The organism is Ruegeria sp. S84 (assembly GCF_056583445.1).
Genome location: NZ_CM152618.1, coordinates 2,861,814 through 2,887,048, shown reverse-complemented (window position 1 = coordinate 2,887,048; position 25,235 = coordinate 2,861,814). Strand labels below are relative to the sequence as shown.

General features: G+C 59.2%; 21 protein-coding genes and 1 pseudogene. 15 read left to right on the top strand and 7 right to left on the bottom strand.

Annotated elements, in window-relative coordinates:
* Positions 1 to 10: 10 nt before the first annotated feature.
* The 3 genes from AC1DFB_RS14555 to AC1DFB_RS14545 all read right to left on the bottom strand — a co-directional run bounded on the left by AC1DFB_RS14555 (position 11) and on the right by AC1DFB_RS14545 (position 1,693).
* Positions 11 to 883: an NAD(P)-dependent oxidoreductase gene (locus AC1DFB_RS14555; RefSeq protein WP_480921552.1), complete on the bottom strand. Its 873-nt coding sequence runs from the start codon at positions 881 to 883 to the stop codon at positions 11 to 13.
* 168 nt (positions 884 to 1,051) lie between these two features.
* Positions 1,052 to 1,456 (bottom strand): pyridoxamine 5'-phosphate oxidase family protein, encoded by a 405-nt coding sequence (locus AC1DFB_RS14550; RefSeq protein ID WP_480921551.1) that lies wholly within the window; start codon positions 1,454 to 1,456, stop codon positions 1,052 to 1,054.
* A 30-nt stretch (positions 1,457 to 1,486) separates the two neighbouring features.
* Entirely contained in the window at positions 1,487 to 1,693 is a 207-nt protein-coding gene (locus tag AC1DFB_RS14545; RefSeq protein ID WP_480921550.1) for a hypothetical protein, read from the bottom strand.
* 219 nt (positions 1,694 to 1,912) lie between these two features.
* On the opposite strand from AC1DFB_RS14545, the gene AC1DFB_RS14540 reads away from it, so the two are divergent.
* Positions 1,913 to 3,070, top strand: a complete 1,158-nt coding sequence (locus AC1DFB_RS14540) for an acyl-CoA dehydrogenase family protein (RefSeq protein ID WP_480921549.1) — start codon at positions 1,913 to 1,915, stop codon at positions 3,068 to 3,070.
* A 216-nt stretch (positions 3,071 to 3,286) separates the two neighbouring features.
* Positions 3,287 to 4,039, top strand: a complete 753-nt coding sequence (locus AC1DFB_RS14535; RefSeq protein WP_480921548.1) for a nuclear transport factor 2 family protein — start codon at positions 3,287 to 3,289, stop codon at positions 4,037 to 4,039.
* Positions 4,040 to 4,046: 7 nt separating this feature from the next.
* On the opposite strand, the gene AC1DFB_RS14530 is transcribed toward AC1DFB_RS14535, so the two are convergent.
* A complete protein-coding gene (locus AC1DFB_RS14530) occupies positions 4,047 to 4,946 on the bottom strand; it encodes a LysR substrate-binding domain-containing protein (protein ID WP_170595154.1) in 900 nt (299 codons plus the stop codon).
* 217 nt (positions 4,947 to 5,163) lie between these two features.
* Here AC1DFB_RS14530 and AC1DFB_RS14525 point away from each other — a divergent pair.
* The 3 genes and pseudogenes from AC1DFB_RS14525 (at position 5,164) to AC1DFB_RS14515 (ending at position 9,699) form a co-directional block, all read left to right on the top strand.
* Positions 5,164 to 7,355, top strand: a pseudogene (locus AC1DFB_RS14525) (dehydrogenase E1 component subunit alpha/beta).
* Complete coding sequence (locus AC1DFB_RS14520) at positions 7,352 to 8,386, top strand: ACP S-malonyltransferase (protein WP_480921547.1); 1,035 nt, start codon at positions 7,352 to 7,354, stop codon at positions 8,384 to 8,386. The pseudogene AC1DFB_RS14525 and the gene AC1DFB_RS14520 overlap by 4 nt, the downstream one beginning before the upstream one ends.
* 41 nt (positions 8,387 to 8,427) lie before the next feature.
* Positions 8,428 to 9,699: an NAD(P)/FAD-dependent oxidoreductase gene (locus AC1DFB_RS14515; protein ID WP_480921546.1), complete on the top strand. Its 1,272-nt coding sequence runs from the start codon at positions 8,428 to 8,430 to the stop codon at positions 9,697 to 9,699.
* A 2-nt stretch (positions 9,700 to 9,701) separates the two neighbouring features.
* On the opposite strand, the gene AC1DFB_RS14510 is transcribed toward AC1DFB_RS14515, so the two are convergent.
* Positions 9,702 to 10,403 (bottom strand): SDR family oxidoreductase, encoded by a 702-nt coding sequence (locus AC1DFB_RS14510; protein WP_480921545.1) that lies wholly within the window; start codon positions 10,401 to 10,403, stop codon positions 9,702 to 9,704.
* 103 nt (positions 10,404 to 10,506) lie between these two features.
* On the opposite strand from AC1DFB_RS14510, the gene AC1DFB_RS14505 reads away from it, so the two are divergent.
* A complete protein-coding gene (locus AC1DFB_RS14505) occupies positions 10,507 to 11,358 on the top strand; it encodes a LysR substrate-binding domain-containing protein (protein ID WP_170514539.1) in 852 nt (283 codons plus the stop codon).
* On the opposite strand, the gene AC1DFB_RS14500 is transcribed toward AC1DFB_RS14505, so the two are convergent.
* Positions 11,349 to 12,251, bottom strand: a complete 903-nt coding sequence (locus tag AC1DFB_RS14500; RefSeq protein WP_170625434.1) for a LysR family transcriptional regulator — start codon at positions 12,249 to 12,251, stop codon at positions 11,349 to 11,351. The two genes, AC1DFB_RS14505 and AC1DFB_RS14500, sit on opposite strands and share 10 nt — an antisense overlap.
* Before the next feature lie 77 nt (positions 12,252 to 12,328).
* On the opposite strand from AC1DFB_RS14500, the gene AC1DFB_RS14495 reads away from it, so the two are divergent.
* The 5 genes from AC1DFB_RS14495 to AC1DFB_RS14475 all read left to right on the top strand — a co-directional run bounded on the left by AC1DFB_RS14495 (position 12,329) and on the right by AC1DFB_RS14475 (position 19,506).
* Positions 12,329 to 15,541 carry a reductive dehalogenase gene (locus AC1DFB_RS14495; RefSeq protein WP_480921544.1) on the top strand — a complete coding sequence of 1,071 codons (3,213 nt, stop codon included), beginning with the start codon at positions 12,329 to 12,331 and terminating at the stop codon, positions 15,539 to 15,541.
* Between the two features lie 129 nt (positions 15,542 to 15,670).
* Entirely contained in the window at positions 15,671 to 16,537 is an 867-nt protein-coding gene (locus AC1DFB_RS14490) for an FAD binding domain-containing protein (RefSeq protein ID WP_480921543.1), read from the top strand.
* Entirely contained in the window at positions 16,534 to 17,013 is a 480-nt protein-coding gene (locus AC1DFB_RS14485; protein WP_170637063.1) for a (2Fe-2S)-binding protein, read from the top strand. Before AC1DFB_RS14490 ends, AC1DFB_RS14485 begins: the two co-directional genes overlap by 4 nt.
* The gene (locus AC1DFB_RS14480) at positions 17,013 to 19,268 is read left to right on the top strand and encodes a xanthine dehydrogenase family protein molybdopterin-binding subunit (RefSeq protein ID WP_480921542.1); all 2,256 of its coding nucleotides are present in this window, start codon (positions 17,013 to 17,015) and stop codon (positions 19,266 to 19,268) included. Before AC1DFB_RS14485 ends, AC1DFB_RS14480 begins: the two co-directional genes overlap by 1 nt.
* Positions 19,269 to 19,314: 46 nt before the next feature.
* Positions 19,315 to 19,506: a MoaD/ThiS family protein gene (locus AC1DFB_RS14475; RefSeq protein ID WP_480921541.1), complete on the top strand. Its 192-nt coding sequence runs from the start codon at positions 19,315 to 19,317 to the stop codon at positions 19,504 to 19,506.
* 28 nt (positions 19,507 to 19,534) lie between these two features.
* Here the strand turns inward: AC1DFB_RS14475 and AC1DFB_RS14470 are convergent, their stop codons facing one another.
* Positions 19,535 to 20,407 (bottom strand): LysR family transcriptional regulator, encoded by an 873-nt coding sequence (locus tag AC1DFB_RS14470; RefSeq protein ID WP_170408214.1) that lies wholly within the window; start codon positions 20,405 to 20,407, stop codon positions 19,535 to 19,537.
* Positions 20,408 to 20,506: 99 nt separating this feature from the next.
* Here AC1DFB_RS14470 and AC1DFB_RS14465 point away from each other — a divergent pair, with 99 nt between their 5' ends.
* From AC1DFB_RS14465 to AC1DFB_RS14450, 4 genes are read left to right on the top strand one after another with little or no spacing between them, the layout of a single operon-like run.
* On the top strand, positions 20,507 to 21,949 hold the full coding sequence (locus AC1DFB_RS14465; protein WP_480921540.1) for an aldehyde dehydrogenase family protein: 1,443 nt from the start codon (positions 20,507 to 20,509) through the stop codon (positions 21,947 to 21,949).
* Positions 21,949 to 22,926, top strand: coding sequence for a membrane dipeptidase (locus AC1DFB_RS14460; protein ID WP_480921539.1), 978 nt, complete (start codon positions 21,949 to 21,951; stop codon positions 22,924 to 22,926). The genes AC1DFB_RS14465 and AC1DFB_RS14460 overlap by 1 nt, the downstream gene beginning before the upstream one ends.
* Complete coding sequence (locus tag AC1DFB_RS14455) at positions 22,926 to 24,608, top strand: hypothetical protein (protein ID WP_480921538.1); 1,683 nt, start codon at positions 22,926 to 22,928, stop codon at positions 24,606 to 24,608. Before AC1DFB_RS14460 ends, AC1DFB_RS14455 begins: the two co-directional genes overlap by 1 nt.
* Positions 24,605 to 25,234 (top strand): DUF3726 domain-containing protein, encoded by a 630-nt coding sequence (locus tag AC1DFB_RS14450; protein WP_480921537.1) that lies wholly within the window; start codon positions 24,605 to 24,607, stop codon positions 25,232 to 25,234. Before AC1DFB_RS14455 ends, AC1DFB_RS14450 begins: the two co-directional genes overlap by 4 nt.
* Position 25,235: the final 1 nt, after the last annotated feature.

The window sequence follows — 25,235 nt, the reverse complement described above, 5'->3', positions numbered from 1 at the left end:
CCCCCTTTGCTCAGTCCAGTGCTCGCAACCGTTTGAACAACGAGGACGTATCCCACCGGCCCCCGCCAAGTTTCTGCACGTCTTTGTAGAACTGGTCGACCAGCGCCGTCACTGGCAGTGAAGCCCCGGTCTCATTGGCGGTATCCAGACAGATTCCCAGATCCTTGCGCATCCAGTCGACTGCAAAGCCATGCTCAAAATGGTCATCGAGCATGGTCTCATACCGGTTCGCCATCTGCCAACTGCCCGCCGCGCCTTGGCTAATCACCTCGACCACAGCCCGACCATCCAGCCCGGCCTTTTCGGCAAAATGTAATGCTTCGCTCAGGCCCTGCACCAGCCCTGCAATCGCGATCTGGTTGCACATTTTGGTCATTTGACCCGCGCCGCTGTCTCCAATGCGGCGGCAGATTTTGGAATAGACCTGCATGACCGGCTCAGCAGCACGATAAGCGTCCATGTCACCGCCGCACATGATCGATAGCACACCATTTTCGGCTCCCGCCTGACCGCCCGAGATCGGGGCGTCTACAAAAGCAACCCCCTGTGTCTTGCCAGCCTCGTACAACTCGCGCGTGACCTTGGCCGAGACGGTGGTGTGATCAACAAATACCGCACCCTTGGCCATTCCGTGAAAGGCGCCATCTTTACCTGTGCAAACCATACGCAGATCATCGTCATTGCCAACGCAGGCCATCACGAACTCTGCCCCTTCTGCGGCTTGCCGCGGTGTCAGAGCCATCGCGCCACCATGCTGGGCGACCCAAGCCTCGGCCTTGGATGCGGTGCGGTTGTAGACGGTGACTTCGTGGCCGGCAGCCTGAAGATGCCCGGCCATCGGGTAGCCCATGACGCCTAGGCCAAGGAACGCAACTTTTGCCATGTGATGATCCTCTCTATTATCCGCCCCTGCCTCGAGCGGACGGCAGGTCGTGATGTTTAGAAAGGACAAAGCAAAGCTTGGGCCAAAGGGCAACCCTGCGTCACAATTTGCTGCCCAGATCCATAGAGATCGCGTGCCATTCGTTTCAAATCTGAACTGGCGCGGATTTCATCTTCGTATATCGCCAGCAGCTTTGAGCTCAGCCAATTCCTGCTGTAAACGCTGGTTTTCTGCTTGCAGAGCAGCCAGTTGCCGACCCAGATTATTCAGATGTGGCCGAAGTTCGGTCTCGGTAAAGCGCGGCGTGATGTGGCGGGGGCAATTCCAGTCAAGCGCTTCAACCCTGATGATTGCGGCACGTTCTGCCTCGGTCTCGGAGCCTTTGGTGTAAAGATCAGCCGCTGCTGCGGCACCTTCCGAGAATGTCATCTGGCCAAGTATCTTGAGGCGGCGCTGGTTCGCGTAGTCCATTAATATCAGTGCCACGCGGTCATTCCCATCCAGGTTGCCGCGCGAGATATATTGTTTGTTACCAGACAGGTCCGCATAGCCGATGGTGTGCGGGTCCAGCACTTTCAGAAACCCTATCGGCCCACCGCGAAACTACACATAAGGCCAGCCGGTTTCTGAGACGGTGGCCTGATAGAACCCGTCGCGGGCGCGAATGAACGCCTCTTCGGTCGGTCCGATTTGGTGGCCCTGTTTTGGTCCTCGGCTCAGGAATTTCGCGTAGGTCGCGGCGGATACCATCCGCTCTTGATGGGCGCGAACGGCAGGTGTGAAGGTCAGTTCAGAAAAGGCGCGGGGCATTATGCTGTCTCCTACGTCGTCCGGGGCGTATGCGCAATATGGTCGATGATGGCCTGCTCTGTCAGGCGTGGGAACACAGATGTGAACGTTTGGCCCCAAATTCGGCAACGGTGCCAAGGACGTTGCGTAGCATCTGTCCTGGACGCCACGTCACATGGATTGGAAGGAATCACACACCCGGCTAGTTTTGGGCAAACACCTGATCTGGAGAGCTATTTGATGTCGCTTTTTACCAGCACCGCCGCCTGGGTTACTGACGAACACCGAATGTTTGCTGAAATGGCGGGCCGGTTCATGGATGATGCCTTGGTACCCAATACCGAGAAATGGGCCGAGAACGGGGCGGTTGATCGTACCTTTTGGTTGCAGGCGGGAGAGACGGGTCTGATGGCCGGTTCGATTGCTGAGGAATATGGTGGCGTCGGCGGCGGGATGGGTTTCGATTCCGTTACTTTGTATGAGCAGACTGCGCGCGGGGACGCAGGATGGGGATATGGCATCCAGTCTATCGTGACCCACTACATCACCGCTTATGGCAGTGAGGGTCAGAAACAGAAGTGGCTGCCGAAACTGGCCTCGGGTGAGATGATCGGCGCGCTGGCCATGACCGAGCCGGGCACGGGATCGGATGTGCAAGCGGTGAAGACGACCGCTGAGAAGGATGGCAATTCTTATCGGCTCAACGGGTCCAAGATATTTATCACCAACGGGCAATCGGCTGATCTGGTTATCGTGGCTGCCAAAACTGACAAGTCGTTAGGGGCGAAGGGGGTCTCTCTGATTGCGGTCGAAACCGACGGGGCTGACGGATTCCGGAGGGGGCGGAACCTCAAGAAACTGGGAATGAAGGGCAACGATACGGCTGAGCTGTTCTTTGAAGACGTTAAGGTGCCAATGACCAACCTGCTGGGCCCGGAAGAGGGGCAGGGGTTCTATCAACTGATGAAGCAGTTGCCGTGGGAGCGGCTGACCATCGGGATCATGGCGCTGGGCGCGATCGATTTCGCCATATCGCAGACGGTGGACTACGTGCAGGAGCGCAAGGCGTTCGGACAACGGGTGATGGACTTCCAGAACACACGTTTCAAGTTGGCCGAGTGTAAAACCAAGGCCGAGGTGCTGCGCAGTTTCGTCAATGACTGCATTGGAAAACTGGAGGCCGGTGAATTGGATGCTGCGACGGCCTCGATGGTGAAATACTGGGGCTCTGAGGTGCAGAACGAAGTGATGCACGAATGCCTGCAACTGTTCGGCGGCTATGGGTTCATGATGGAATACCCAATCGCGCGGCTCTATGCGGATGCGCGGGTCCAAATGATCTATGGCGGGACGAATGAAGTCATGAAAGAGCTCATCGCCCGTTCGCTGGACGTCTGAACCAAAACACTCCCGCCCGTCGTCCACATTCCTTACGGAACGTCTCCTCCCGTTGGGCCAGGCAGGCGCGGACGCAGCCCGCGCCTGCCTGGCCCCCTGCCGTCCGCAGGACGCAAGGCCGAAGGCCGCGCAGGGTTTGGCTGTTGCTGGCGTTGATGCCTGACACGTCGCCTGCCATTGTGATCACGGAGTAGTCAGACCTGAAGGGAACCCGGTATGGAGAAGTCCAACAAAGATCGCATATCTGCCCTGCTCAAAAGCATCGAAACGGGCGATCCGGGTCCGGTTTCGGTGGTAAATGAAGCACGATACATCCAGCACAATCCGCAAACCCATGAAGGCAGCGAAGGGCTTGCATCCCTGTTCAAACGGCTGTCCCAGACCTCACCGCGCGTGAATATCGTACGCGCCTTTGAAGACGGCGATTTTGTCTTCGCGCATACGGAATATGATTTCTCAAGGCGGAATATCGGCTTCGAAGTGTTCCGGTTCGAAGACGGGCAAGCGGTAGAGCATTGGGACAATATCCAGAAACGGATGGGGCCAAACGGCTCGGATCACAGTATGGTGGATGGTCCGACCGAAGTTCGGGATGTCGAGCAAACCGAGGAAAACCGGGCCTTTGTTCGCGCCTTCGTCGAAACCGCGTTGATTGCCGGGGATCTCGACCAGATAGAGGCCTGTATCAATACTTCCGCTTTCGTAGAACACAGCCCGCAGCTCTCGGATGACTTGACTGCCTTGAGGACCGCATTGGCCGATAGGAACGCCTTAAACTATCAGCATCTGCATCGGGTATTGGCGGAAGGGGATTTTGTACTGACCGTGTGCGAAGGTGAATATCAGGGCACTCACAGCGCATTTTATGATCTGTACCGCGTTGCAGATGGCAAGATCGTCGAACACTGGGATACGGTTGAGTCCATTGCACCACGCAGCGAATGGAAAAATGACAACGGCAAGTTCTAAGGCCGCGTTAGGCGTGGGCGTCTGCCCCAATCTGTTCACTGATCCAGGCTTGGAAAGACCGTAGAGGCTCGGGCATCGAGCGGTCATTCGGCCAGACCAGATAATAGCTGCCAAGGCTCACGCGCGGCCCGTCCCATGCCTGGACAAGCCGCCCGGTGCGCAAATCATCCTGCACCAGATATGACGGTAACAGAGCCACGCCCAACCCATGAATCGTGGCCTGAATCATGGTCGAAAACTGATCGAACAGCATTCCCCGTAGGCCGGTGACGGGCTGGCCCTGTATCTCAAACCAGCGCTCCCAGGCATCCGGACGCGACTCCAGATGCAGCAGTGGCGCGGCGCGGAGAGCATCCAAGTTACTGAAATTGAAGGCGGTAAGGGCAGGGGCGCAGACCGGCAGGACCTCTTCCCGCATGATCGGCAGATACTGAACGCCCGCCCAATCCTGCTGACCGAAATGGATCGCGGCATCAAATGGCTCAGTCGTAAAATCAAACGGTTTGAGGCGGGTCCCCAGATTGACAGTAACCTCGGGATGACGTCGCGCAAAATGCTGCAGGCGGGGTGCCAGCCAGTGCATGCCGAACGCTGGAAGGATCGACAGGTCAAGTGACCCGCCCGCCGGATTGGCTTTGAGTTTCAGTGCGGCCTGCGCCAGATTCTGAACAGCAGACCTTGCGGTTTGCACATAGACTTTGGCTGCAGGCGTCAGGTGCAGCCGCATCTGGCTACGCTCGATCAACTGGACTCCCAGCTGATCCTCCATCGTCTTCAATTGCCGGCTGATCGCGCTTTGTGTCAAGGACAGCTCAGCTGCAGCAGCAGATGCGCTGCCCAGCCGATCTACGGCTTCAAGCGCAAGCAAGGACGAGATTGAAGGCAAGAAACGGCGGGGTGCAATCATATGACAATTCCTCATACCTATTGAACGCAATAGCACTGGTTTTTTCCTGCCGCCAGAGCGATGACTGGTGCGCCACATCACCTTTGTGGCCGAGAGGGTGCCGCGCCATCCGCGATCTTGAAATTCACGTCGGAGCGCGGGACAAATCAGCAAGCGGGTCGCACCCGCGCAGAGGTTCCCCAAGGCCGATGACACCAACAAGACAAAAGCGAGAGACATGGACCGCGCCCAGATCGTACATGAGAATTTCCTGACCCGTGTCGCAAATCGTGATTTTCCCGACGGAGCCCCGCCGCGCGTCGGTCTGGGCGATGCTGAAGCCGTTTCGCTATTCCGGTCGCAAGTTCTCAGCCGCGCGTTGGATCGGACCAGCCGGGCGATGCAGAAGGCAGGGCAGGGGTTCTACACCATCGGCTCATCTGGCCACGAAGGGATGGCCGCCGTCGCGCACGCATTGCGCCCAAGCGATATTGCCTTTCTGCATTACCGGGATGCTGCGTTTCAGATCGCGCGTGCCGAACAGGTGCCGGGCCAGCAGATCGCGTGGGATATGCTGCTTAGCTTTGCGTGCTCGAAAGAGGACCCGACCTCGGGCGGGCGGCACAAGGTGTTGGGATCAAGGGCGCTGATGATCCCGCCGCAGACCTCGACCATCGCCAGCCATTTGCCCAAAGCCGTTGGTGCGGCTTATGCGCTGGGGGCAGCCCGGCGACATGCGCCCGAACATCGCGTGTTGCCGGAAGACGGGATTGCGATGTGTTCATTTGGGGATGCCTCGGCCAATCACTCAACCGCGCAGGGGGCGATCAACACGGCAGGCTGGACCAGTGTGCAATCGACGCCGCTGCCGCTGCTGTTCGTGTGTGAAGACAACGGGATCGGGATTTCGGTCAAAACGCCCAAGGGCTGGATTCAGGCGTCGATGGAGCATCGTCCGGGGATCAAGTATTTTCAGGCCAATGGGTTGGACATTTATGAAACCCATGCGGTCGCGAAAGAGGCTGCAGATTATGTCCGCAAGCGCAGGAAACCGGCCTTCCTGCATCTCAGAACCGTGCGGCTTTATGGCCATGCCGGGGCGGATGTGCCCACGACCTATCTGCCGAAAACTGAGGTTGAGGCGGATGAGGCCAATGATCCGCTTTTGCACACCGTACGACTGCTGGATCAGGCGGGTGCATTGTCGCCGGATCAGGCGTTAAAAATCTACAGCGATACCTGCACCCGAACGGATCGTGTAGCTACAGAGGCTGCCAGCCGTCCCCATCTTGCCAATGCGACCGAAGTGATGGCAAGCCTGATCCCGCCTAAGCGCCCTTGTAAAGCGACCAACGGCCCGAGCGCTGAGGCGCGTGCGAAGACCTTTGGCGCAGATATGCGCGCGATGGAGGAGCCGCAGCCGCTCAGCCGCCTGATCAACTGGGCGCTGACCGATCTGATGTTGAAACATGCCGAGATCGTTTGCATGGGCGAAGATGTGGGCCGCAAAGGTGGCGTCTATGGCGTCACACAAAAGCTGCAGCAACGCTTTGGTCCGGACCGGGTGATTGATACCCTGCTGGATGAACAATCCATTCTGGGTCTCGCGATCGGTATGGGCCATAACGGTTTCATCCCGATCCCCGAGATCCAGTTTCTGGCATATCTGCACAATGCCGAGGATCAGATCAGGGGGAGGCGGCAACCTTGCCGTTCTTCTCGAACGGGCAGTTCACCAACCCGATGGTGCTGAGGATTGCTGGGCTCGGATATCAGAAGGGCTTTGGCGGACATTTCCATAACGACAACTCTCTGGCTGTCTTGCGGGATATCCCTGGTGTCATCATCGCCTGCCCGTCGACCGGGGCGGATGCGGTGCAAATGCTGCGCGAATGCGTGCGGTTGGCGCGCGAAGAGCAGCGGGTCGTGGTGTTTCTTGAACCGATCGCACTCTACCCGATGCGCGATCTGCATGCGGCGCAGGATGGCGGGTGGATGACCATCTATCCTGCGCGAGATCAGAAAATTGCGCTGGGCGAGGTGGGAGTACACGGGAACGGTACCGATCTCGCCATCGTGACCTATGGCAACGGGCATTACCTGTCGCAACAGGCCCTGCCAGAAATTGAGGCGGCGGGTCTGAAAACCCGGATTATCGATATGCGTTGGCTAGCTCCTCTGCCAGAAGAGGCTTTGCGCGAAGCCACCAAAACATGCGCGCATGTTTTGATCGTCGACGAATGCCGCAAGACCGGCAGCCAGTCCGAGGCGCTGATGACTTTCTTCGCCGAACAAAGTTCTTCTACTCGAACTGCCCGCGTTGTGGCCGAGGATTGCTTTATTGCAACTGGACCCGCCTATGCCGCACCTCTTCCTTCGAAAGACGGTATCGTTGCCGCAGCGCTGGCTTTGACAGGAGCAGCCTCATGACCCGCACCGCCGTTGTGATCTGCCCGGGCCGGGGCACTTATAACAAGCCTGATCTGGGCTATCTGCACCAACATCATTCGGATCGTATGGACTTGTTCCGCAGCTTCGACGCCATTCGCGCCGGAACCGGACAGGATGCGATTACTGCCTTGGATGGGGCTGATCGCTTTAGCGTCGGGAAGTACTCGCGCGGCGATGTGGCCTCACCCCTGATCTATGCTGCCGCGTTGGCCGATGCGCAGGCATTGGCCAACGATATTGAAGTCGTCGCCGTCACTGGTAACTCGATGGGCTGGTATATTGCGCTAGCCACCGCAGGGGCATTGACCCCTGGGAACGGGTTTCGCGTGGTCAATACGATGGGCACGCTGATGCAGAAGCACCTGATCGGCGGTCAACTGGTTTACCCATTCGTCGATGAGACATGGGCGAATGATCCTGCCCGCAAAGCCGCATTGCTGGAGGAGGTGGCGAGGATAGATGCGTTGCGCGATCATTCTCTGGCGCTTTCTATCGATCTGGGCGGGATGCTGATATTGGCAGGCAATGAGGCGGGTCTGACGGCGTTTGAGGCGGCACACCCCACCGTGCAGGATCGGTTCCCATTGCGGCTGGCCAATCACGCCGCCTTTCATACGGCGCTGCAGGCCCCGGTGGCGGCGGAAGGTCGGGCGCAATTGAGTTCTGATCTTTTTGCTCAGCCCAAGTTCCCGATGATTGACGGGCGTGGCAAAATCTGGTGGCCCGGCGCAACTGACACGAGTGAGTTGTGGGACTACACGCTGGGCCATCAGGTGACCGAGACCTATGACTTCACCCATGCGATCCAGACGGCCGCACGCGAGTTCGCGCCCGAGCTGTTCATCATCACCGGCCCCGGTGCAACGCTGAGCGGCGCGGTGGCGCAGTCACTGACACTGGGGCGCTGGCGGGGCATGACCGACAAGGCGTCATTCCAGTCGCAGCAGGAGGCGGATCCATTCCTCATCGCCATGGGGCGGGCTGACCAGCGCGCCCTTGCAACCAACTGAGACCAGCCTGATGATCGGCGAAACTTTGGCGAGGCCCGGGCATGCGCGACTATGATCAATCGTTATGGCGGCAGACCTGTCGCGAGCGTATCGACACGCAAAAGCTTTCTGATGACGTAAGCGTTGATCTTGCCGTGATCGGCGGTGGTTACACTGGGTGTTCTGCGGCCTTGACCGCAGCAAAAGCGGGGGCTTCGGTGTGCCTGCTCGAAGCGCATCAGATCGGCCATGGTGGATCGGGGCGGAATGTCGGTCTCGTCAACGCAGGGCTTTGGCTGCCACCCGATCAAATTCGGTCGCATCTGGGGCAAATGGCGGGGGATCGGTTGATCGATCTGCTGGCCAACGCTCCGTCAGAGGTGTTCGAGTTGATTGAAACGCACGGGATTGACTGTGAGCCTGAGCGGCAAGGCACGTTGCATTGCGCGCATTCAGCCTCGGGCTTTGGTGATCTGCGTGAGCGTCACGCACAGCTGAGCGCGTCCGGTGCGCCGGTCGAGTTGCTCGATCCTGACGCGTCGCGCCAGTGCACGGGCAGCCCGGCTGTTCACGGCGCTTTGTTTGACCCCCGCGCGGGTACAATTCAGCCGCTGGGCTATGCGGTGGGACTGGCCCGCGCTGCACAGAATGCGGGGGCGCAGATATACACCCAAAGCCCGGTCCGATCTTTACGACAGGAAGCCGGGGTTTGGGTGCTGCAGGGGGATGGCGGAACCGTGCGCGCCAGATCGGTCATTCAGGCGACCAATGCTTATCATCAGGGCATCGCCGATACCGCACCCTACTATGTACCAGTTTATTACTTTCAATACGCCACCGCGCCGCTGTCCCATAACCTGCGGGCCAGCATATTGCCGAAGGCAGAAGGATGCTGGGATACCGGCCTCATCATGACATCCTTCCGTTTGGATCAGACGGGGCGGTTCGTCATTGGCGGCATGGGGGATCTAAGCAGCGCCGGAGGATTTGCACACAAATCCTGGATCAAGCGCAAACTGGCTGCACTTTATCCGCAATTGGCGGATCAGCCGTTGATTGAGGGCTGGCATGGGCGGATTGCCATGACTTCGGATCATATTCCCAAAATCACTCTGATCGGTCCAAATGCGTTAGCAGCGCATGGGTTTTCGGGGCGTGGGATCGGGCCGGGCACCGTGTTCGGGCGTTTGATGGCCAAAAGCCTGCTCAGGGACGATCCGTCCCTGCTGCCGGTTCCGTCAGTGGCTGAGTATAGCGAAAACTGGACTGGTCTGCGCCGCGCTTTCTTCGAAACCGGCGCGGCGCTGACACATCTTGTTAAGGCGCGGTTCTGAGTTCAGACAGACCGGGTGATACCGCCATCGACGCGGATGTTCTGCCCGGTTATGTAGCCTCCGCCTTCAGAGGCGAGCATAGCCACGACCGAGGCGATCTCATCATAGCTGCGCCCGTAGCGGCCCATCGGGATGCGTGTGCGGAACTCTTCTTTTTCCGGAAGGCTGTCGATGAACCCGGGCAAGACGTTGTTCATGCGGATGTTGTCGGCGGCGTATTTGTCCGAGAACAGCTTGGTAAACGCCGCCAGCCCGGCGCGGAATACGCCCGAGGTCGGAAAAACCGGATCCGGTTCAAACGCAGCAAAGGTTGAGATGTTGATGATCGATCCACCGCCCTGCGCTTGCATGATCGGGGTCACCAGTCGGGTCGGTCGGACGGCATTCATGAAATAGACATCCATGCCGGTGTGCCAGTCCTCATCGGTCAGCTCCAGCACCGCTGCGCGGGGTCCGTGCCCGGCTGAGTTCACCAGCACATCGATCCGACCCCAATGGGACATTGCAGCATCGACCAGTTTCTGCAGGTCATCATTCGACTGGTTCGAGCCCGTGGTGCCCACGCCACCCAACTCATGCGCCAGCGCCTCACCCTTGCCTGACGAGGACAGGATGCCGACTTTGAAACCATCCGCCGCCAATCTGCGCGCGGAATCCGCGCCCATACCGCTGCCGCCTGCCGTGATCAAAGCTACTTTTTCCATCTTCACGCTCCTTTGCGATGTTTGGTATAAAGATGGCTGGCAGCGTTCACTTTGACCAATCAGTTCTATTGCGCATAGGCTGTAGAAAATCTACAGTTTAGCTATGCCCGCTCTTCCACCTCTCAACGCGATGCGCGCCTTCGAGGCCTCGGCACGCCACCTGAATTTTCGTCTTGCTGCGGAAGAAATCGGCGTAACCCAAGGGGCCGTTGCGCAACAGGTGCGGGGCTTGGAAGCGCGGCTAGGGACGGCGCTGTTCGAACGCCTTCCGCGTGGGTTGCGCCTGACCGAAGCGGGGCGTCGGTTCCACGCGCCGCTGCGTCGGGCGTTTCGGCTGATTGAAGAGGCTGTCGATGAGCTGGCTGATCAGCGGCAGATCACGATCTCGGTCACGCCCAGCTTTGCCTCAAAATGGCTGGTGCCGCGTCTGAATGATTTTGTGACCCGCCATCCCGATATCTCGGTGCAGGTTGACGCGCGCGAGCGGTTGGCGGATTTCCAGTCTGATGGAATTGATATCGCGGTACGCCAAAGCCGTTCACCGGTTGCGCGCGGTCTGCAAGCGACACCTTTGTTCTCGACCGAATTCGTTGTTGTGGGCAGTCCGGACCTCGCATCACAAATTTCTGGTCCAGACGACCTGATGCAACACGTTCTGCTCAGCGATTCCCATGGTCTGTGGCCTTTGTTTCTTGAACGCGCCGGGGTCGAAGGGAAGCCACGGATGATGAGTTTCAGCCAGACAAGCCTGGCGATAGACGCCGCTGTCTCGGGGCAAGGATTTGCGCTGGCCAATGCGCCACTTGTGTCTGCGGAACTGACTTCGGGTCGGTTGGTGCAGCCACTCTCTGAGGTGCTGGTTGACGATCTGAGCTTTTTCATTGTCACCCCGCAGAAACCGCGTCAGCGGGAGTTGGTGAAACAGATGCGCGACTGGTTGCTTTCTCAGGTCTGAAGCGAGGCCGCAATCGCGTCGATCCGTTCCCGTAACCAGCGATGTGCCGGGTCGTTGGCCGAGCGTTGGTGCCAGACCATATAGATTGACACTGCTTCGCATTTGAACGGCAGTGGTGCGCTGTCCAGCGTGGCAAGCGGCCCGCGTTTCATCAGTGCCGTGTCGGTCGAGATCAGGTCGCTGCCTTTCACGAAAGGCGGGATTGCGTTGAAATGCGGCAGGGTTACGACGGGCGGTCTGATCTGGCTTTGATCCACGCCACGCATCACGGCACGGGCGTTGCGCCCGTCGGCAAATCGCACCTCGACATGATCGCTATTGCAATAGGAGCGCCAATCCTCAGGCGGATCACGGTGAGCGGCATCATAGAATACCAACAACGGGCTGGTGATCAGCCGCTTCTGAAAGATATCCGGCCCATCCGGTGGCAGCGGGGTGAGCATCAATTGACACCGGTCGCTGCGCAGCAAGTCCGGGTCAGGAACACCCGACGGGATGAACTCCAGCCGCAACCTGACGCCTTCGGCGCGTGTCGCCCGCAGAAGTTCGGGAAAGATCAACTCACGCGGCATGTCGTTGGTGGCGATCTGAATGTCCATCTGTTCGGACAGCGGATCAAACGGGCGACCTTCGGTCAGGGCGCGCATGTTGTCCAGCACCTGTTGCACCGGCTCTTTCAACGACAAAGCGCGTTCGGTCGGGGTCAGCCCCTGTCCGGATCGGACAAATAGTGGATCGCCCAGCACTTGCCGCAACTTGCCCAGCGTATGGCTGATGGCCGATTGCGTCACCCCTAACCGGTCGGCAGCTTTCGACACCGAGCTTTCTTCGAGTATCGTCAGGAACACCCGTAGGACCTTGCCGTCCAGATCTGTGAAATCAATTCTGCTCATACCATTTATGATTATTCATGAATGGATTTGGTGTCCATGCCGGGGTAGGGGAAAGGGCAGCTAACTGGAGGCGCGCGATGGGGATCCGCTTTTTCTCGGACAAGAACAGACCTGTTCACATGGGTCCGTTCCCGCTGGAACGGCTGGCGCGGCTGGATCGGATGCCTGATCTGGCGCAGGTCGAACCGATGTGTGCGCTTAGCTTTCGCAGGCCCGAGCAGCCCGAAAGCATCGTGAATGCGATGGGCGAGTTTCAGGCGATGATGGACGCAATTCGGGATGGATTTGTGAACCCCGTCGCATCGGAAATTCCTGCCAACCCAGCAGATCGTGCCAATCATCTGAAAGCGTTTGGCTATTTCAACGATGCGTCGATGATGGGCTGCGGGCCGCTACCCGCGGAGGCGATGTTGGCTGAGCCTCGGCGCAACCCGGATATCGACCGGCTGGCACATGCGCTTAGGACGCGGCAAACCAAAACGCTGGCCTCGGGCATCGATGTGATCATGGCGGATCTAAAAGAAAGCATGGAGGCCGCGCCACGCCCGATGGACCGTCATCGCCATACGCTCGTGTTTCTCTATGAGTTCAACCGCGATCCGGACCCCTCGGAGCCCGGGTCCGATTGGATCATGGATGCGCAGGATCACCGCGCCTGTTTGCTTGCCACCGAGAATGCTGTGGTCATTGCCAACTACATCCGCCTCCTGGGTTTCGATGCGCGGGCGCATTCGGCGATGTCCTCTGAGGTTGATCTGGGCAAGCTGGCAGTTGCTGCGGGTCTGGCCTCGGTTGAGGATGGTGCGGTTGTGGTGCCTTGGTTGGGTAAGCGGTTCGGATTGGCCGCTGTGACCACCGAAATGGAGATCGCGCATGACCGACCCTTGCGACCGCTGGCCGAACAACCGTGGTTCCGCACGCAAGGACCTGCATGGTGGCTGGGTGCAGGCTTCGCCAAGAACGCTCTGAACCGGGATGCCTATGCCAAGCGGCGCTATGTGGACGGGGCACATCCTTTTGAAAACCTCAAACGAGTCGAAACACCGACCACCTATATCGACGAGCAAAACGTAGCCCGGGTGCCCAAACGCGCAGACATGTTTGCGCGGGCTCAGTTCGGCGACATGGGTAAGTCGCTGCAAGACGCGACCAAGGGCGGGCATTACGTGCGCAAATCCGCCCCCAGCTTCGCCCAACGCCGCGCGCTGGGCGCATTTGTTTTGCTGCAGGACGGTGACAGCGCCGAGGCTGTACAGCCCACAGATACCGAAAGAAATGCCGCGAATATCAAGGCTGCAACCTATTTCCTTGGGGTCGATGCGGTCGGGCTCAGCCGGTGCCCCGAGTGGAGCTGGTATTCCCATGACGCCACCGGAGAAGAAATCGTTCCGCCCCATGATCAGGCGATCAGCATGATCATCGACCAGGGCTATGAGACGATGGAAGGCGCCAGCGGGGATGACTGGATCAGCGTGGCCCAATCCATGCGCGCCTATCTGCGGTTTTCACTGCTGGGGGGCGTGATCGCGCAGCAAATCCGAAATCTCGGCTACAAGGCCAAGGCGCATACGGTGATGGATGGCGAGGTGCTGCAACCGCCGCTGCTGCTGTTGTCGGGGTTGGGGGAGGTCAGTCGGATCGGTGAGGTGATCCTGAACCCCTATCTTGGCCCGCGCCTGAAATCCGGTGTCGTGACAACCGACATGCCGATGTCGCATGACAAACCCATCGATTTCGGCCTTCAGACGTTTTGCGAAAGCTGCAACAAATGCGCTCGGGAATGCCCTTCGGGCGCGATCACTGCCGGGCCAAAGCTGATGTTCAACGGCTATGAAATCTGGAAATCCGACAGCCAGAAATGCGCCACTTACCGTATCACCACGCCCGGGGGGGCGATGTGCGGACGATGCATGAAGACCTGCCCGTGGAATCTCGAAGGTATATTCAAGGAACGCCCGTTCCGATGGGCCGCGATGAATATTCCGCAGGCCGCGCCTGCATTGGCCAAACTGGATGATGCGGTCGGCAATGGTGGTCTGAATGACATCAAGAAATGGTGGTGGGATATCGAACTGGAAGCCGACGGAGCCTATCGCCCGTCACAGCACCCATTGAACCGGCGGGACCTGCAAAAAGACCTCGATTTGAAGTACGAGGATCAGACGCTTGCTGTCTACCCCGCTCCGCTCGCTCCGCACCCATGGCCCTATCCCTTCAACATGGACCGGGAAGCCGGAATTGCCGCCTATGAGGCGATGGTCACAGCTGAAGACTACAAAGCGCGCAAAGCGGCAGGCGATATGTCTGTGATCCACCGTTATCAGGTCGCAGGGGACGCCCCGGTGATGCGGGTGGAACTAACCAAGGTCGACAAGATGACCTCGGATGTCACCAAGTACGAGTTCTCAACCCTCGACGGTGCGCCCTTACCGAAATGGACTGCGGGCGCGCATCTGGACGTGCTGGTTTCGCCCGAATTCCTGCGGCAGTACTCGATGTCGGGCGATCCCTCCGACCGCAACACTTATCAGATCGGCGTGCTGCGCGAGGATGAGGGGCGCGGCGGCTCGGCCTTGCTGCATCGCATCTTCAACGAAGGGCGCAAGGTCTTCATCTCAAAGCCGATAAACCATTTTGAGCTGGACGAGACTGCAACCAAAACCTTTCTGATGGGCGGCGGTATTGGCATCACACCGATGATTGCTTTTGCCCACCGATTACATGCGATGGGCAAACCGTTCGAGCTTCACTATTCCGCCAGCACACGAGCAGGTGCCGGATATCTGGATGATCTGGCGGCTGTGCCATGGGCCGATCACGTGCACTATCACTTCTCGGACGAGGGCACGCGGGCCGATCTGGAGGCTGTTCTGGAAGGATATCAGGACGGATGGCACGTTTATACCTGCGGCCCTGACCGCTATATGGACGGCGTCATTCACGCAGCCGAACGGCAGGGGTTTCCGGAAGGTGCACGGCATCTCGAATATTTCTCGGTGCCGGAACAGCCCGAATATGAGAACCATCCGTTCACTCTGAAATTGGCGAAATCGGGTCGGGAGTTGACTGTACCCGCTGACAAAGATGCGGCGCAGGTACTTAATGAGGCGGGCTTTCACGTGGATGTGAAATGCGCTGATGGGATCTGCGGGGTCTGCAAATGTGACGTGATTTCAGGTGATATCGAACACCGCGATTTCGTTTTGTCCAAAAAACAACGCGAAGGTGCGATCATACTGTGCCAAAGCCGGGCGGCCCGGGCAGACGGGGTGATCGAGATCGATCTGTGATTGCTCTCGATAAAACGACATTTTGAATCCCAAAAATTGGTCGTTCCAGCCATGGACGCCGCCGACTTGCTGCACTAACGTCCCCGGCGAACCCCAGTCTATCCTGATCAACAGGTGCGAGGTACTTTCATGGATTATCACAGCCCCGCCAGCTTTGCCGAGGCGTCGGCTCTGGCCGCAAATGCAACGGGCATCACTCGGTTTCTGGCAGGCGGCACCGATGTGCTGGTGCAGTTGCGCTCGGAATTGGTGACGCCCGATACGCTGATCGACATCAAGAAGATCGACGGCGTTAGCGAAATTACCCGCAATGCCGATGGCAGCTGGACTCTGGGCGTCGCCGCGACCGGTGCCGAGATGAGCGAGCACGCCGCGTTGGGCCGCGATTGGCCGGGTGTGGTCGAGGCGATGGACCTGATTGGATCGGCTCAGGTACAGGGGCGTGCGACGCTGACCGGGAATCTGTGCAATGGCTCTCCGGCGGCGGATTCGGTGCCAGCGATGGTTGCGGCAGGCGTTACGGTTACCGTGACTGGCCCGGACGGCACACGAGAGGTGGCGGTCGAAGACATCCCGACGGGACCTGGAAAGACCTCACTGGCCAAAGGCGAACTGATCTCGGCGGTCAACATTCCAGCGCGTGGCGACAACGCGGGTGACGCCTATCTGCGCTTTATCCCGCGCACCGAGATGGATATCGCGGTGGTTGGTGTGGGCGTAAGCTTGCGGCTGGATGGTGATACCATCACCGAAGCGCGTGTCTCGCTGGGCGCTGTCGCGCCGACCGTACTGCTGGTGGAAGACTGTGCGAAAGCGATTATCGGCAGCACGTTGGATGACGCGGCGCTGGACGCGCTCGCTGCAGCGGCCTCGGCTGCCTGCAATCCCATTGATGACAAACGCGGCACTATTGCATTCCGCACCGAAGTTGCTGGCGTTCTGGCCAAGCGCGCCGCAAAAATCGCCTATGCCCGCGCAAAGGGAGAAGACGTATGAGTAAGTTCCACGTATCTACCACCGTGAATGGGGACGCGGTTGAATACCTCTGCGACCCACGCGAAACCCTGCTGGACTGTCTGCGCGACAAGCTGAACCTGACCGGCGCGAAAGAGGGCTGCGGCACCGGCGATTGCGGCGCTTGTTCGGTCAGCGTCGATGGCCGTCTTGTGTGTTCATGCCTGATGTTGGGCGTCGAGGCTGAAGGCAAGCAGATCGAAACGGTTGAAGGGATCGCGGACGGCGACGTCCTGCATCCGCTGCAAAAGAAGATGATCGAGTTTGCCGCCCTGCAATGCGGCATCTGTACCCCGGGCATTCTGGTGGCGGCCAAGTCGCTGCTGGAAAAGAACCCCAATCCCACCGAAGAGGAAACCCGGTACTGGCTGGCAGGCAATCTCTGCCGCTGCACCGGCTATGACAAAATCATTCGCGCCGTGATGGATACGGCGGCTGAGATGCGGGAGGCTTCGTAATGGCACTGGACGATCGCAAATCTGACTTCACGTTTGTCGGCACCCGCCCTGACCGCCCTGACGGTCTGGACAAGGTGACGGGCCGCGCCAAGTTCGGTGCGGATATCTCAGCCCCCGGCATGTTGCATGGCGCTATCCTGCGTTCACCCCATGCCCATGCGCGGATCGTCAAGATTGATGCTTCAAAGGCCGAGGCCCACAAAGACGTCAAAGCCGTTGTTACCCGCGCCGATTTCGCCGATGTCCCCTTCAAGCCGGGGCTGGAAGGCGAATTCTGGAACGTGCTGGAAAATGTCATGGCGGGCGAAAAGGCTCTGTATGACGGCCACGCGATTGCAGCAGTTGCAGCGACATCAGCCTTGGCGGCGCGCGATGCGCTGAAGCTGATCGAGGTTGAATATGAAGTTTTGCCCCACGTCACAGATGTGGACAAGGCGATGGCACCGGACGCGCCTGTCATCCGCGAAGGTGCGGCAGATTATTCGGTGCCTGAGGGGATGCACCCCAACGTGGTGCGCTATCACGAAAGCGGCCACGGAGATGTCGAAGCCGGATTTGCCGAGGCGGATCTGGTAATTGAGGACAGCTTCGTTACCGAGGCAACCCATCAGGGTTACATTGAACCTCATGCCTGCATGGGGTCTCTGGGTACTGACGGCAAAGGTGAGCTTTGGTGCACCACCCAGGGCCATTGGATCGCACAGAAAACCTGCGCGGCGTTGCTGGGCATCGAAACCTCACAACTGCGTGTGACCGCGTCTGAGATCGGGGGCGGCTTTGGTGGTAAGACCACTGTGTTCATCGAACCGGTTGCGTTGGCGCTCAGCCGCAAGGCCAACCGCCCCGTAAAGATCGTGATGACCCGGTCCGAGGTGTTCCGTGCGACCGGCCCGACCTCATCGGCGTCGATGGATATCAAGATCGGTATGAAGAAGGACGGCACCATCACAGCAGCCGAAGGCATCTTCCGCCTGCAGGGCGGTGCCTTCCCGGGTGCGCCGGGCGACATGACCGCCATGTGTGCCTTTGCGCCCTACAACCTGACCAACGTTCGCCAGGTCGGTTATGACGTAATGGCCAACCGCCCGAAACAGGCCGCCTATCGCGCGCCAGGCGCTCCGATGGGTGCGTTTGCGGTCGAATCCGTTCTGGATGAGCTGTGCAATCAACTCGGCCTCGACCCGGTGGATGTGCGCCTAAAAAACGCCGCGCATGAAGGCACCAAAGCCAGCTATGGCCCGACCTATGAGCGTATAGGTCTTGTCGAAACGCTTGAGGCCGCCAAGGCGCATCCGCATTACTCGGCCCCGTTGAAGCCGGGGCAAGGGCGCGGGATTTCCTGTGGGTTCTGGTTCAACCATGGTGGTGAGACCTCGGTATCTCTAGCGCTGTCCGAGGACGGCTCGGCCCAAGTCATGGTCGGTACGCCGGATATCGGCGGATCACGCGCGTCAATGGCTCTGATGGCAGCTGAAGTTCTGGGTATCCCCTACGAGAATATCCGCGTGACCGTCGCCGATACGGCAACGCTGGGTTACAATGACGTAAGCCATGGCAGTCGCGTGACCTATGCCTCGGGTCTGGCGACAATCAAGGCGGCGCGCCATGCGGTCGAGCAGCTATGTGCCCGCGCAGCGGCCAGTTGGGGAATTCCGGTTGATGCGGTGAAATGGGAGAACGGTTGTGCCGTGCCCTCAGGCCCCAATGCCGGTGACTTCGATCCGCGCCCGCTGGCCGATATCACCGCCCATATGGGCGCGACCGGCGGCCCGATCTCGGGCCATTTCGAGGCTACGCCGGAAGGCGCGGGTGTATCCTTTGGCACCCATATCGTGGATGCCGAGGTCGACCCGGAAACCGGCAAGACCAGCATCACCCGCTACACGGTCATTCAGGACGCGGGCAAGGCGATCCACCCGACCTATGTCGAAGGCCAGTATCAGGGCGGAGCTGCGCAGGGCATCGGCTGGGCGCTGAACGAGGAATATATCTATGGTGAGGATGGCCGCTTGCAGAACTCGATTTTCCTCGATTACCGCATCCCGGTCGCCAGCGATCTGCCGATGATCGACACGGTGATTATCGAAGTGCCCAACCCCGGCCACCCGTTCGGTGTGCGTGGTGTGGGAGAGACCGGCATCGTGCCGCCGTTGGCCGCCATCGCCAACGCGGTCTCCAACGCGGCCGGTGTACGCCTGAAGCAACTGCCAATGTCCCCGCCGCGCATTCTTGCCGCGCTCAAGGACAATGGTTGAGGTCCACCTCTGGTCTAGCCTCCGGTCTTTGACCGGGGGTCGCGAGGTGGTCGAGGTTGAGGCCGCCACCACGGGCGAATTGCTGCAGGAACTGGTGCGTATACATCCCCGGCTGCAGGCACCGATCGATGCTGGGGTCTCGGTGGCGTTGGACGGGCGCATCATCGCGACCGGACTGTCTGAGCCGATTCCGGAAGGTGCCGAGGTTTATCTGATGCAGCGTCTCAGGGGCGGTTGAAGGCGAAAGGTCTAATCGACCCCCTCCCTCACGCGAAATCACGGGATAGGATGAACGCGCAACACTGCTCGGTCAGATCTTGGAAGCGCGAACGCTCGCGGACATAGAGATACACTTGCCTTTTGTCGTGAAGGTCCGTGATCGGGCGGTAAGACACCGCCTCCGGCAAGAATTCGGCAACGGTTTGAGGAAGCACCGTGATCCACTCGCCCGATCGCACTAGTGTGATAAGTGAATGCGTGTTGTGAATTGTGATCTCGGCGTTTTTGATTGCCGTATGGAAAGCCGGCGTTTGAATCAGATCGCATAACATGTTTCGGACAAAGGGCGCGGTGGCCATGTCGGGGATAGTCAGCGGTTCAGCGCGTGTGATCAGAGGATGATCCGAGGCCGCGACCAATCCAAAGGAGTCCTGAAATAGCGGAATGGTTTGGATGCCGTTAAGGGCGTGATACCCGGATGCGATTCCGATATCTGCCTGATCCTGAGCGATGGCATCCAACACCTGCTGCGTGTCGGTGTCGCGCAGCTCGATCTTCACCCCGGGGGATTCGCTGCTCATGTGGTGCAATAGTGGTGGAAAGATCAACGCGCCAACCGAAGGGACGGATACGATCCGGATCAATCCCTGTTCAGCCAGCGCGGCGGCCTCGATATTCTGGACAGTCTGATCGAATTGGCGCACTTGCCGCAAGCCCAGATCGAGTACCTGCTCACCCAGCGGGGAAAGCTGGTTCTTGCGCTCGCCTTCGAACAGCTTTTTGCCCAGATGGTCTTCGAGCTGCTTCAATGTCATCGAGACGGCTGATTGCGTTCGACCAAGGCGGTCGGCGGCCTCGGACAGGTTCCCGGTCTGGGCCACCGTGCAAAAGCAACGCAGCATCTCAATCTTGATTGCCAACTTCAGGTTCCTTGAAGTTTGTTTAAGTTATTTGAGTTTGACTGATGTGCATCGGAAAATCCATCCTGTGACAAACGAATTCTGACTCTGGGGCGCATTGTGACCAAACTGAACCTGATCGCTGGCGAATGGCTGGCAGGCGAAAGCGAAATCGAAAACCGCAACCCTTCTGATTTGACTGACCTGGTTGGTATGTTCGCGCAAGCCAGCAGCGACCAACTTGAAGCGACGCTGGATCAGGCGCGTATCGCGCAAGCTGAATGGGCTGCCTATGGGCTGGAACGTAAGCAGGCCGTTCTGAACGCCATCGGTAACGAGCTGATGACCCGCGCCGAGGAACTGGGCACGTTGCTCAGCCGGGAAGAGGGCAAACCGCTGGCCGAAGGTAAGGGCGAGGTCTATCGAGCGGGTCAGTTCTTTACCTACTACGCCGCTGAATGTCTTCGGCAGATTGGGGAAAACGCCGACTCCGTTCGCCCCGACATCGAGATTGACGTGCGCCGCGAAGCGGTGGGTGTTGTCGCCATTATCAGCCCGTGGAACTTTCCCACCGCGACCGCTTCTTGGAAGATTGCGCCCGCGCTGTGCTATGGCAACGCTGTGGTGTGGAAACCGGCCAACATCACGCCTGCCTCGGCTGTGGCCCTGACCGAGATCATCGAACGTCAGGACATTCCCAAGGGTCTGTTCAGCCTGGTGATGGGTTCGGGCCGTTCGATTGGCCAACGTCTGGTCGAAAGCCCCAAGGTCAACGCGATTTCCTTCACCGGTTCGGTTCCGGTCGGCAAGGGCATCGCGGCGGCGGCGATCCAGAACCTGACCAAAGTTCAGATGGAGATGGGGTCCAAGAACGCGCTGGCCGTGATGGACGACGCGGATTTGGATCTTGCGGTTTCGCTGGCATTGGGCGGCGCATTCGGCGGCACCGGTCAGAAATGCACCGCCTCGTCGCGGCTGGTGGTGCATGCAGGCATCCATGATGCTTTTGTCGAGAAACTCGTCGCAGGCGCGCAGGCGATGAAAGTTGGCCACGCGCTGGAAGAAGGTGTTCAGATGGGCCCCGTCGTAAGCCAGCAGCAACTAGGCGAGAACCTCGCCTATGTCGATCTGGGTAAATCTGAAGGGGCCGAACTGGCCTGCGGCGGACAGCGCCTAAAGATGCCGCATGAGGGCTTCTACATGTCGCCGGGCGTGTTCCTGAACACCACCAACGATATGCGCATAAACCGCGAGGAAATGTTCGCGCCGCTGACCAGCGTCATCAAGGTTGGCAGCTATGACGAGGCGCTGAGTGTGGTGAACGACACCAATTTCGGCCTGACCTCGGGCATCGTGACTAAATCGCTGGCCCGTGCCACCCATTTCCGCCGCAATGCGCGAACTGGTGTGGTGACGGTGAATCTGCCTACGGCAGGCACCGATTATCACGTACCCTTTGGCGGTCGCGGCGACAGCTCGTACGGGCCGCGCGAACAAGGCAAAGCAGCGGCAGAGTTCTATACCACCGTCAAGACCGCCTATATCAGCGCAGGCCCCGTCTGATGCGTATCGACGCGCTGCAATATGTCAACTGGTCGGAGAAGATTTTCCGCCAACTGCGCGAAGGCGGCGTGGATGCGATCCACGTCACCATCGCTTATCATGAGAATTTCCGCGAAACCGTTCTGAACTTTGAAAAGTGGAATCGCTGGTTCGAGCAATACCCGGACCTGATCATGAAAGGCCGTTGGGCCAGCGACATCGACATCGCGCGCGAAACGGGGCGGACGGCTGTGTTCTTCGGGTTTCAGAACCCATCCCCGATCGAAGACGATATCGGTCTGGTTGAGGTTCTGCATGATCTGGGCGCTCGCTTCATGCAGCTGACCTATAACAACCAGTCGCTGCTGGCGACCGGCTGTTACGAGGCCGAAGACACCGGCATCACCCGCATGGGCAAGCAGGTGATCAAAGAGATGAACCGCGTGGGCCTTGTTGTCGACATGAGCCATTCGGCGGATCGGTCGACCATCGAAGCGGCGGAATTGTCCGAGCGCCCCATTGCCATCACCCATGCCAATCCGCACGAATGGTCACCTGCTTTGCGCAACAAGCGCGATGCGGTGATCCGGGCGGTGACGGAAAATGGTGGGATGCTGGGCTTTTCGGTCTATCCTCATCACCTCAAGGACAAGTCCGACTGCACGTTGGAGAGTTTCTGTGAGATGATCGCCCGAACGGCTGAGAAATACGGTGCCCAGCATCTGGGGATTGGCACCGACCTGTGTCAAGATCAGCCCGACAGTGTGGTTGAATGGATGCGCGTGGGGCGCTGGACAAAACAGATCGACTATGGCGAGGGTTCGGCCTCGGCCCCCGGTTTCCCGCCAATGCCGGGCTGGTTTCGGGACAATCGCGACTTCGGTAACATCGAGTCCGGCTTGCGCGCCACTGGCATGAACTCCGACGAGGTCGCGGGGATCATGGGCGGCAACTGGTACCGCTTCTTTGCCAATAATTTTGGGCCACAAGGCATATGATGGACCAAAGCCCGCAAATCGCACGCCGCGACCCGGCCACTGTGATGCGCCTGTCCCGTTTGGGATCGTTGCATCAATGCCGTCTTAGTTTCATGCGGCAATTGATCCGTCGGATGGCTGCCGAAAACTGGACGGTCACCCGCCCAGTCTTCCAGATTGATGAAAAGGGCGTCGGTCACGCGGTCTACACCGCACAAGGTCCGGAACGCGCTTATTCGTTGGTGGCGTTTGCCCATGATCTGCCACCCGAGCAACGCTCGGATCGTGTGATCGCCGAGGCATGGGACGCGACCTTTGCGTTGTTTGACGGAATTCCTGACCCGGAAGACATTGAGCGGCTTTCGCAAAACGTACCTCTGCAAGAGGCCGGGCGTGTAAGCGAAAGCGAGCTGTCCTTGTCACGCGCCAACCGCTCGGTGCGTCTGTGGGCACATGTCGTGGATAGTCTTGCCACCGGTCAGCAGCCCGACCTCGAACAGATTTACAAGGTCGGTTACCTGATGCGGACAACCGCCGTCTATGGCTCGGGCAAGTTCGGCGCGGCAGATCGTGAGAGGATTGCAGACCGAGACGAAGTCAGCGCGCCGTTTCAGGCCGAGATGCTTTCGGTCTATCTGACGCGGACCTTCGTGCGCGATCTGGTGCAACATATGGCCCGCACCAAGGGTGGCGACCAGACCGCAGAGTTGAACCCGGAAATCGCGCGTTGGCTGGGCATCGGCAATTCGACCGGGCTAGGTATGGCGCCTTTCATCGTCAATCACCCGATCCTGTTCAACAACTGGATCATGGTCCGGGAAGAGGCGATCTCGCGGGTTCGGTCCATTGAGACCGCAACAGAGGCAGAAGCGGCCAAGTTTCGCGACATCTTCGCCCGTAGCAAATTGTCGATCTCGTGGTGGAAGTCCGAACATCCAATCCAGATCGAAAAGCTCGCGGCGCTGAATGCTGACTTGTGCGCAATATCGGACTATCTCGACAAGACCGATCTGACGGGCAATCAGCCCTGGGACCACTTGATAAAGTGGTCTCAGGCTGCGCTCAGCGAAGAAGGGCAGGAGTTGCTGGCCTCGCTGATCCTTGAACCCTACGGAGAACTGGTCGATGGGCTGACCAGCTGTATGGCAGACAGCAACGGTGCGGCGCATGTGATTGATGGCACGATGACCGTTGGCGCGGTGCGCGACCTGATCCGCGCCAGCTTTGGCTGGGCAATGGATCTGGACTGGAACGCGCCCGAACACTGCGCGCGCGCTTGGTATGTGTCCGAGGAAAAGCTCGAGCCCCGGCTGGGTGAGCGGTTTGACGAACCGATTGCAGACTACGAACAGCCGCTTGCCCCGGCGCGCGACGCGGCTCTGGCCGAAAGCGCGCTTTCGGAATGGGCGGATGGTGCACCCATCGCCGAGTTCCTACTTGAACACCCTGAACACCGCCACACGATCCGTCGCGCGCAAATGAGCCGCGTCGCGCCTTACGGCGAAATTCGCGACAACACGATCAGCGCGGATGTTCTGCCGATCGACATGCTGCGTGCCAAACTCTCGTTCTTTGGCGCCACGCATTTCGATCCTCGTTCAGACCGCTGGGTGCGTATCTGCATGTATGCTGGCGCGCCTTATCCCGAAGAGTTAAGCAGCAAGACTGCCGATCTGTGGGTCTATCCGGAGCTTGCACCGTGAACGTATCGCTGAACGAGATCGAAGCCACGGCCAAACGCGCCGCGCGCGGAGCCGGATACCCCTGGGGACTGGCGGAAGAGGCGGGCAAAGCCACACGTTGGCTATGCGCGCACGGGATTGATGGCACGAATTCCCTTGCGCAATTGTTGGAGCAAGGTCTGGCAGCCTCGCTCAAGAATCACCGCCCGGTTGAGATGCGGTCGGCTTGGGCGGGGCAAGGTGTGCTTTGCCCGATCATCACGGGCGCTTTGCTGTCTGATCGGTCTGACCTGCTGCACGCAGGTCCCATACGTATCCAGAAGCTCGCAGTACCTGTTTTTCTGCTGCCCTTCGTAGCCTCGGCGGCACGCGCCCAGAATAACGTGATCACGCATACGTGCGATCTGTTCAGGGCCGCAACGGATGGCGGTCGTCTGGAGGCGGGGCAGGATTGGCCATCGTTTTCTGATCACACCCAGATCACGCTGGGCGGCCAACTTACCACCCCTCGACCGCACGTGACCCGCGCAACCCCGGACCCGGTTTGCTGGGACACCCTCAACCGATTTGCCCATCGCACCTACGCGCCTGCTACCGAAGAATCCCGACTGTTGGGCGCCGGCGCTGGCCTGTCCGACAATGACTGAA

Excerpts from the sequence above, each read along its gene's own strand:
- AC1DFB_RS14490 (WP_480921543.1), top strand. The coding sequence starts at position 15,671 with ATGGATTATCACAGCCCCGCCAGCTTTGCCGAGGCGTCGGCTCTGGCC.
- AC1DFB_RS14485 (WP_170637063.1), top strand. The coding sequence starts at position 16,534 with ATGAGTAAGTTCCACGTATCTACCACCGTGAATGGGGACGCGGTTGAA.
- AC1DFB_RS14455 (WP_480921538.1), top strand. The coding sequence starts at position 22,926 with ATGGACCAAAGCCCGCAAATCGCACGCCGCGACCCGGCCACTGTGATG.
- AC1DFB_RS14515 (WP_480921546.1), top strand. The coding sequence starts at position 8,428 with ATGCGCGACTATGATCAATCGTTATGGCGGCAGACCTGTCGCGAGCGT.
- AC1DFB_RS14460 (WP_480921539.1), top strand. The coding sequence starts at position 21,949 with ATGCGTATCGACGCGCTGCAATATGTCAACTGGTCGGAGAAGATTTTC.
- AC1DFB_RS14545 (WP_480921550.1), bottom strand. The coding sequence starts at position 1,693 with ATGCCCCGCGCCTTTTCTGAACTGACCTTCACACCTGCCGTTCGCGCC.
- AC1DFB_RS14535 (WP_480921548.1), top strand. The coding sequence starts at position 3,287 with ATGGAGAAGTCCAACAAAGATCGCATATCTGCCCTGCTCAAAAGCATC.
- AC1DFB_RS14530 (WP_170595154.1), bottom strand. The coding sequence starts at position 4,946 with ATGATTGCACCCCGCCGTTTCTTGCCTTCAATCTCGTCCTTGCTTGCG.
- AC1DFB_RS14510 (WP_480921545.1), bottom strand. The coding sequence starts at position 10,403 with ATGGAAAAAGTAGCTTTGATCACGGCAGGCGGCAGCGGTATGGGCGCG.
- AC1DFB_RS14480 (WP_480921542.1), top strand. The coding sequence starts at position 17,013 with ATGGCACTGGACGATCGCAAATCTGACTTCACGTTTGTCGGCACCCGC.
- AC1DFB_RS14495 (WP_480921544.1), top strand. The coding sequence starts at position 12,329 with ATGGGGATCCGCTTTTTCTCGGACAAGAACAGACCTGTTCACATGGGT.
- AC1DFB_RS14505 (WP_170514539.1), top strand. The coding sequence starts at position 10,507 with ATGCCCGCTCTTCCACCTCTCAACGCGATGCGCGCCTTCGAGGCCTCG.
- AC1DFB_RS14500 (WP_170625434.1), bottom strand. The coding sequence starts at position 12,251 with ATGAGCAGAATTGATTTCACAGATCTGGACGGCAAGGTCCTACGGGTG.
- AC1DFB_RS14540 (WP_480921549.1), top strand. The coding sequence starts at position 1,913 with ATGTCGCTTTTTACCAGCACCGCCGCCTGGGTTACTGACGAACACCGA.
- AC1DFB_RS14520 (WP_480921547.1), top strand. The coding sequence starts at position 7,352 with ATGACCCGCACCGCCGTTGTGATCTGCCCGGGCCGGGGCACTTATAAC.
- AC1DFB_RS14555 (WP_480921552.1), bottom strand. The coding sequence starts at position 883 with ATGGCAAAAGTTGCGTTCCTTGGCCTAGGCGTCATGGGCTACCCGATG.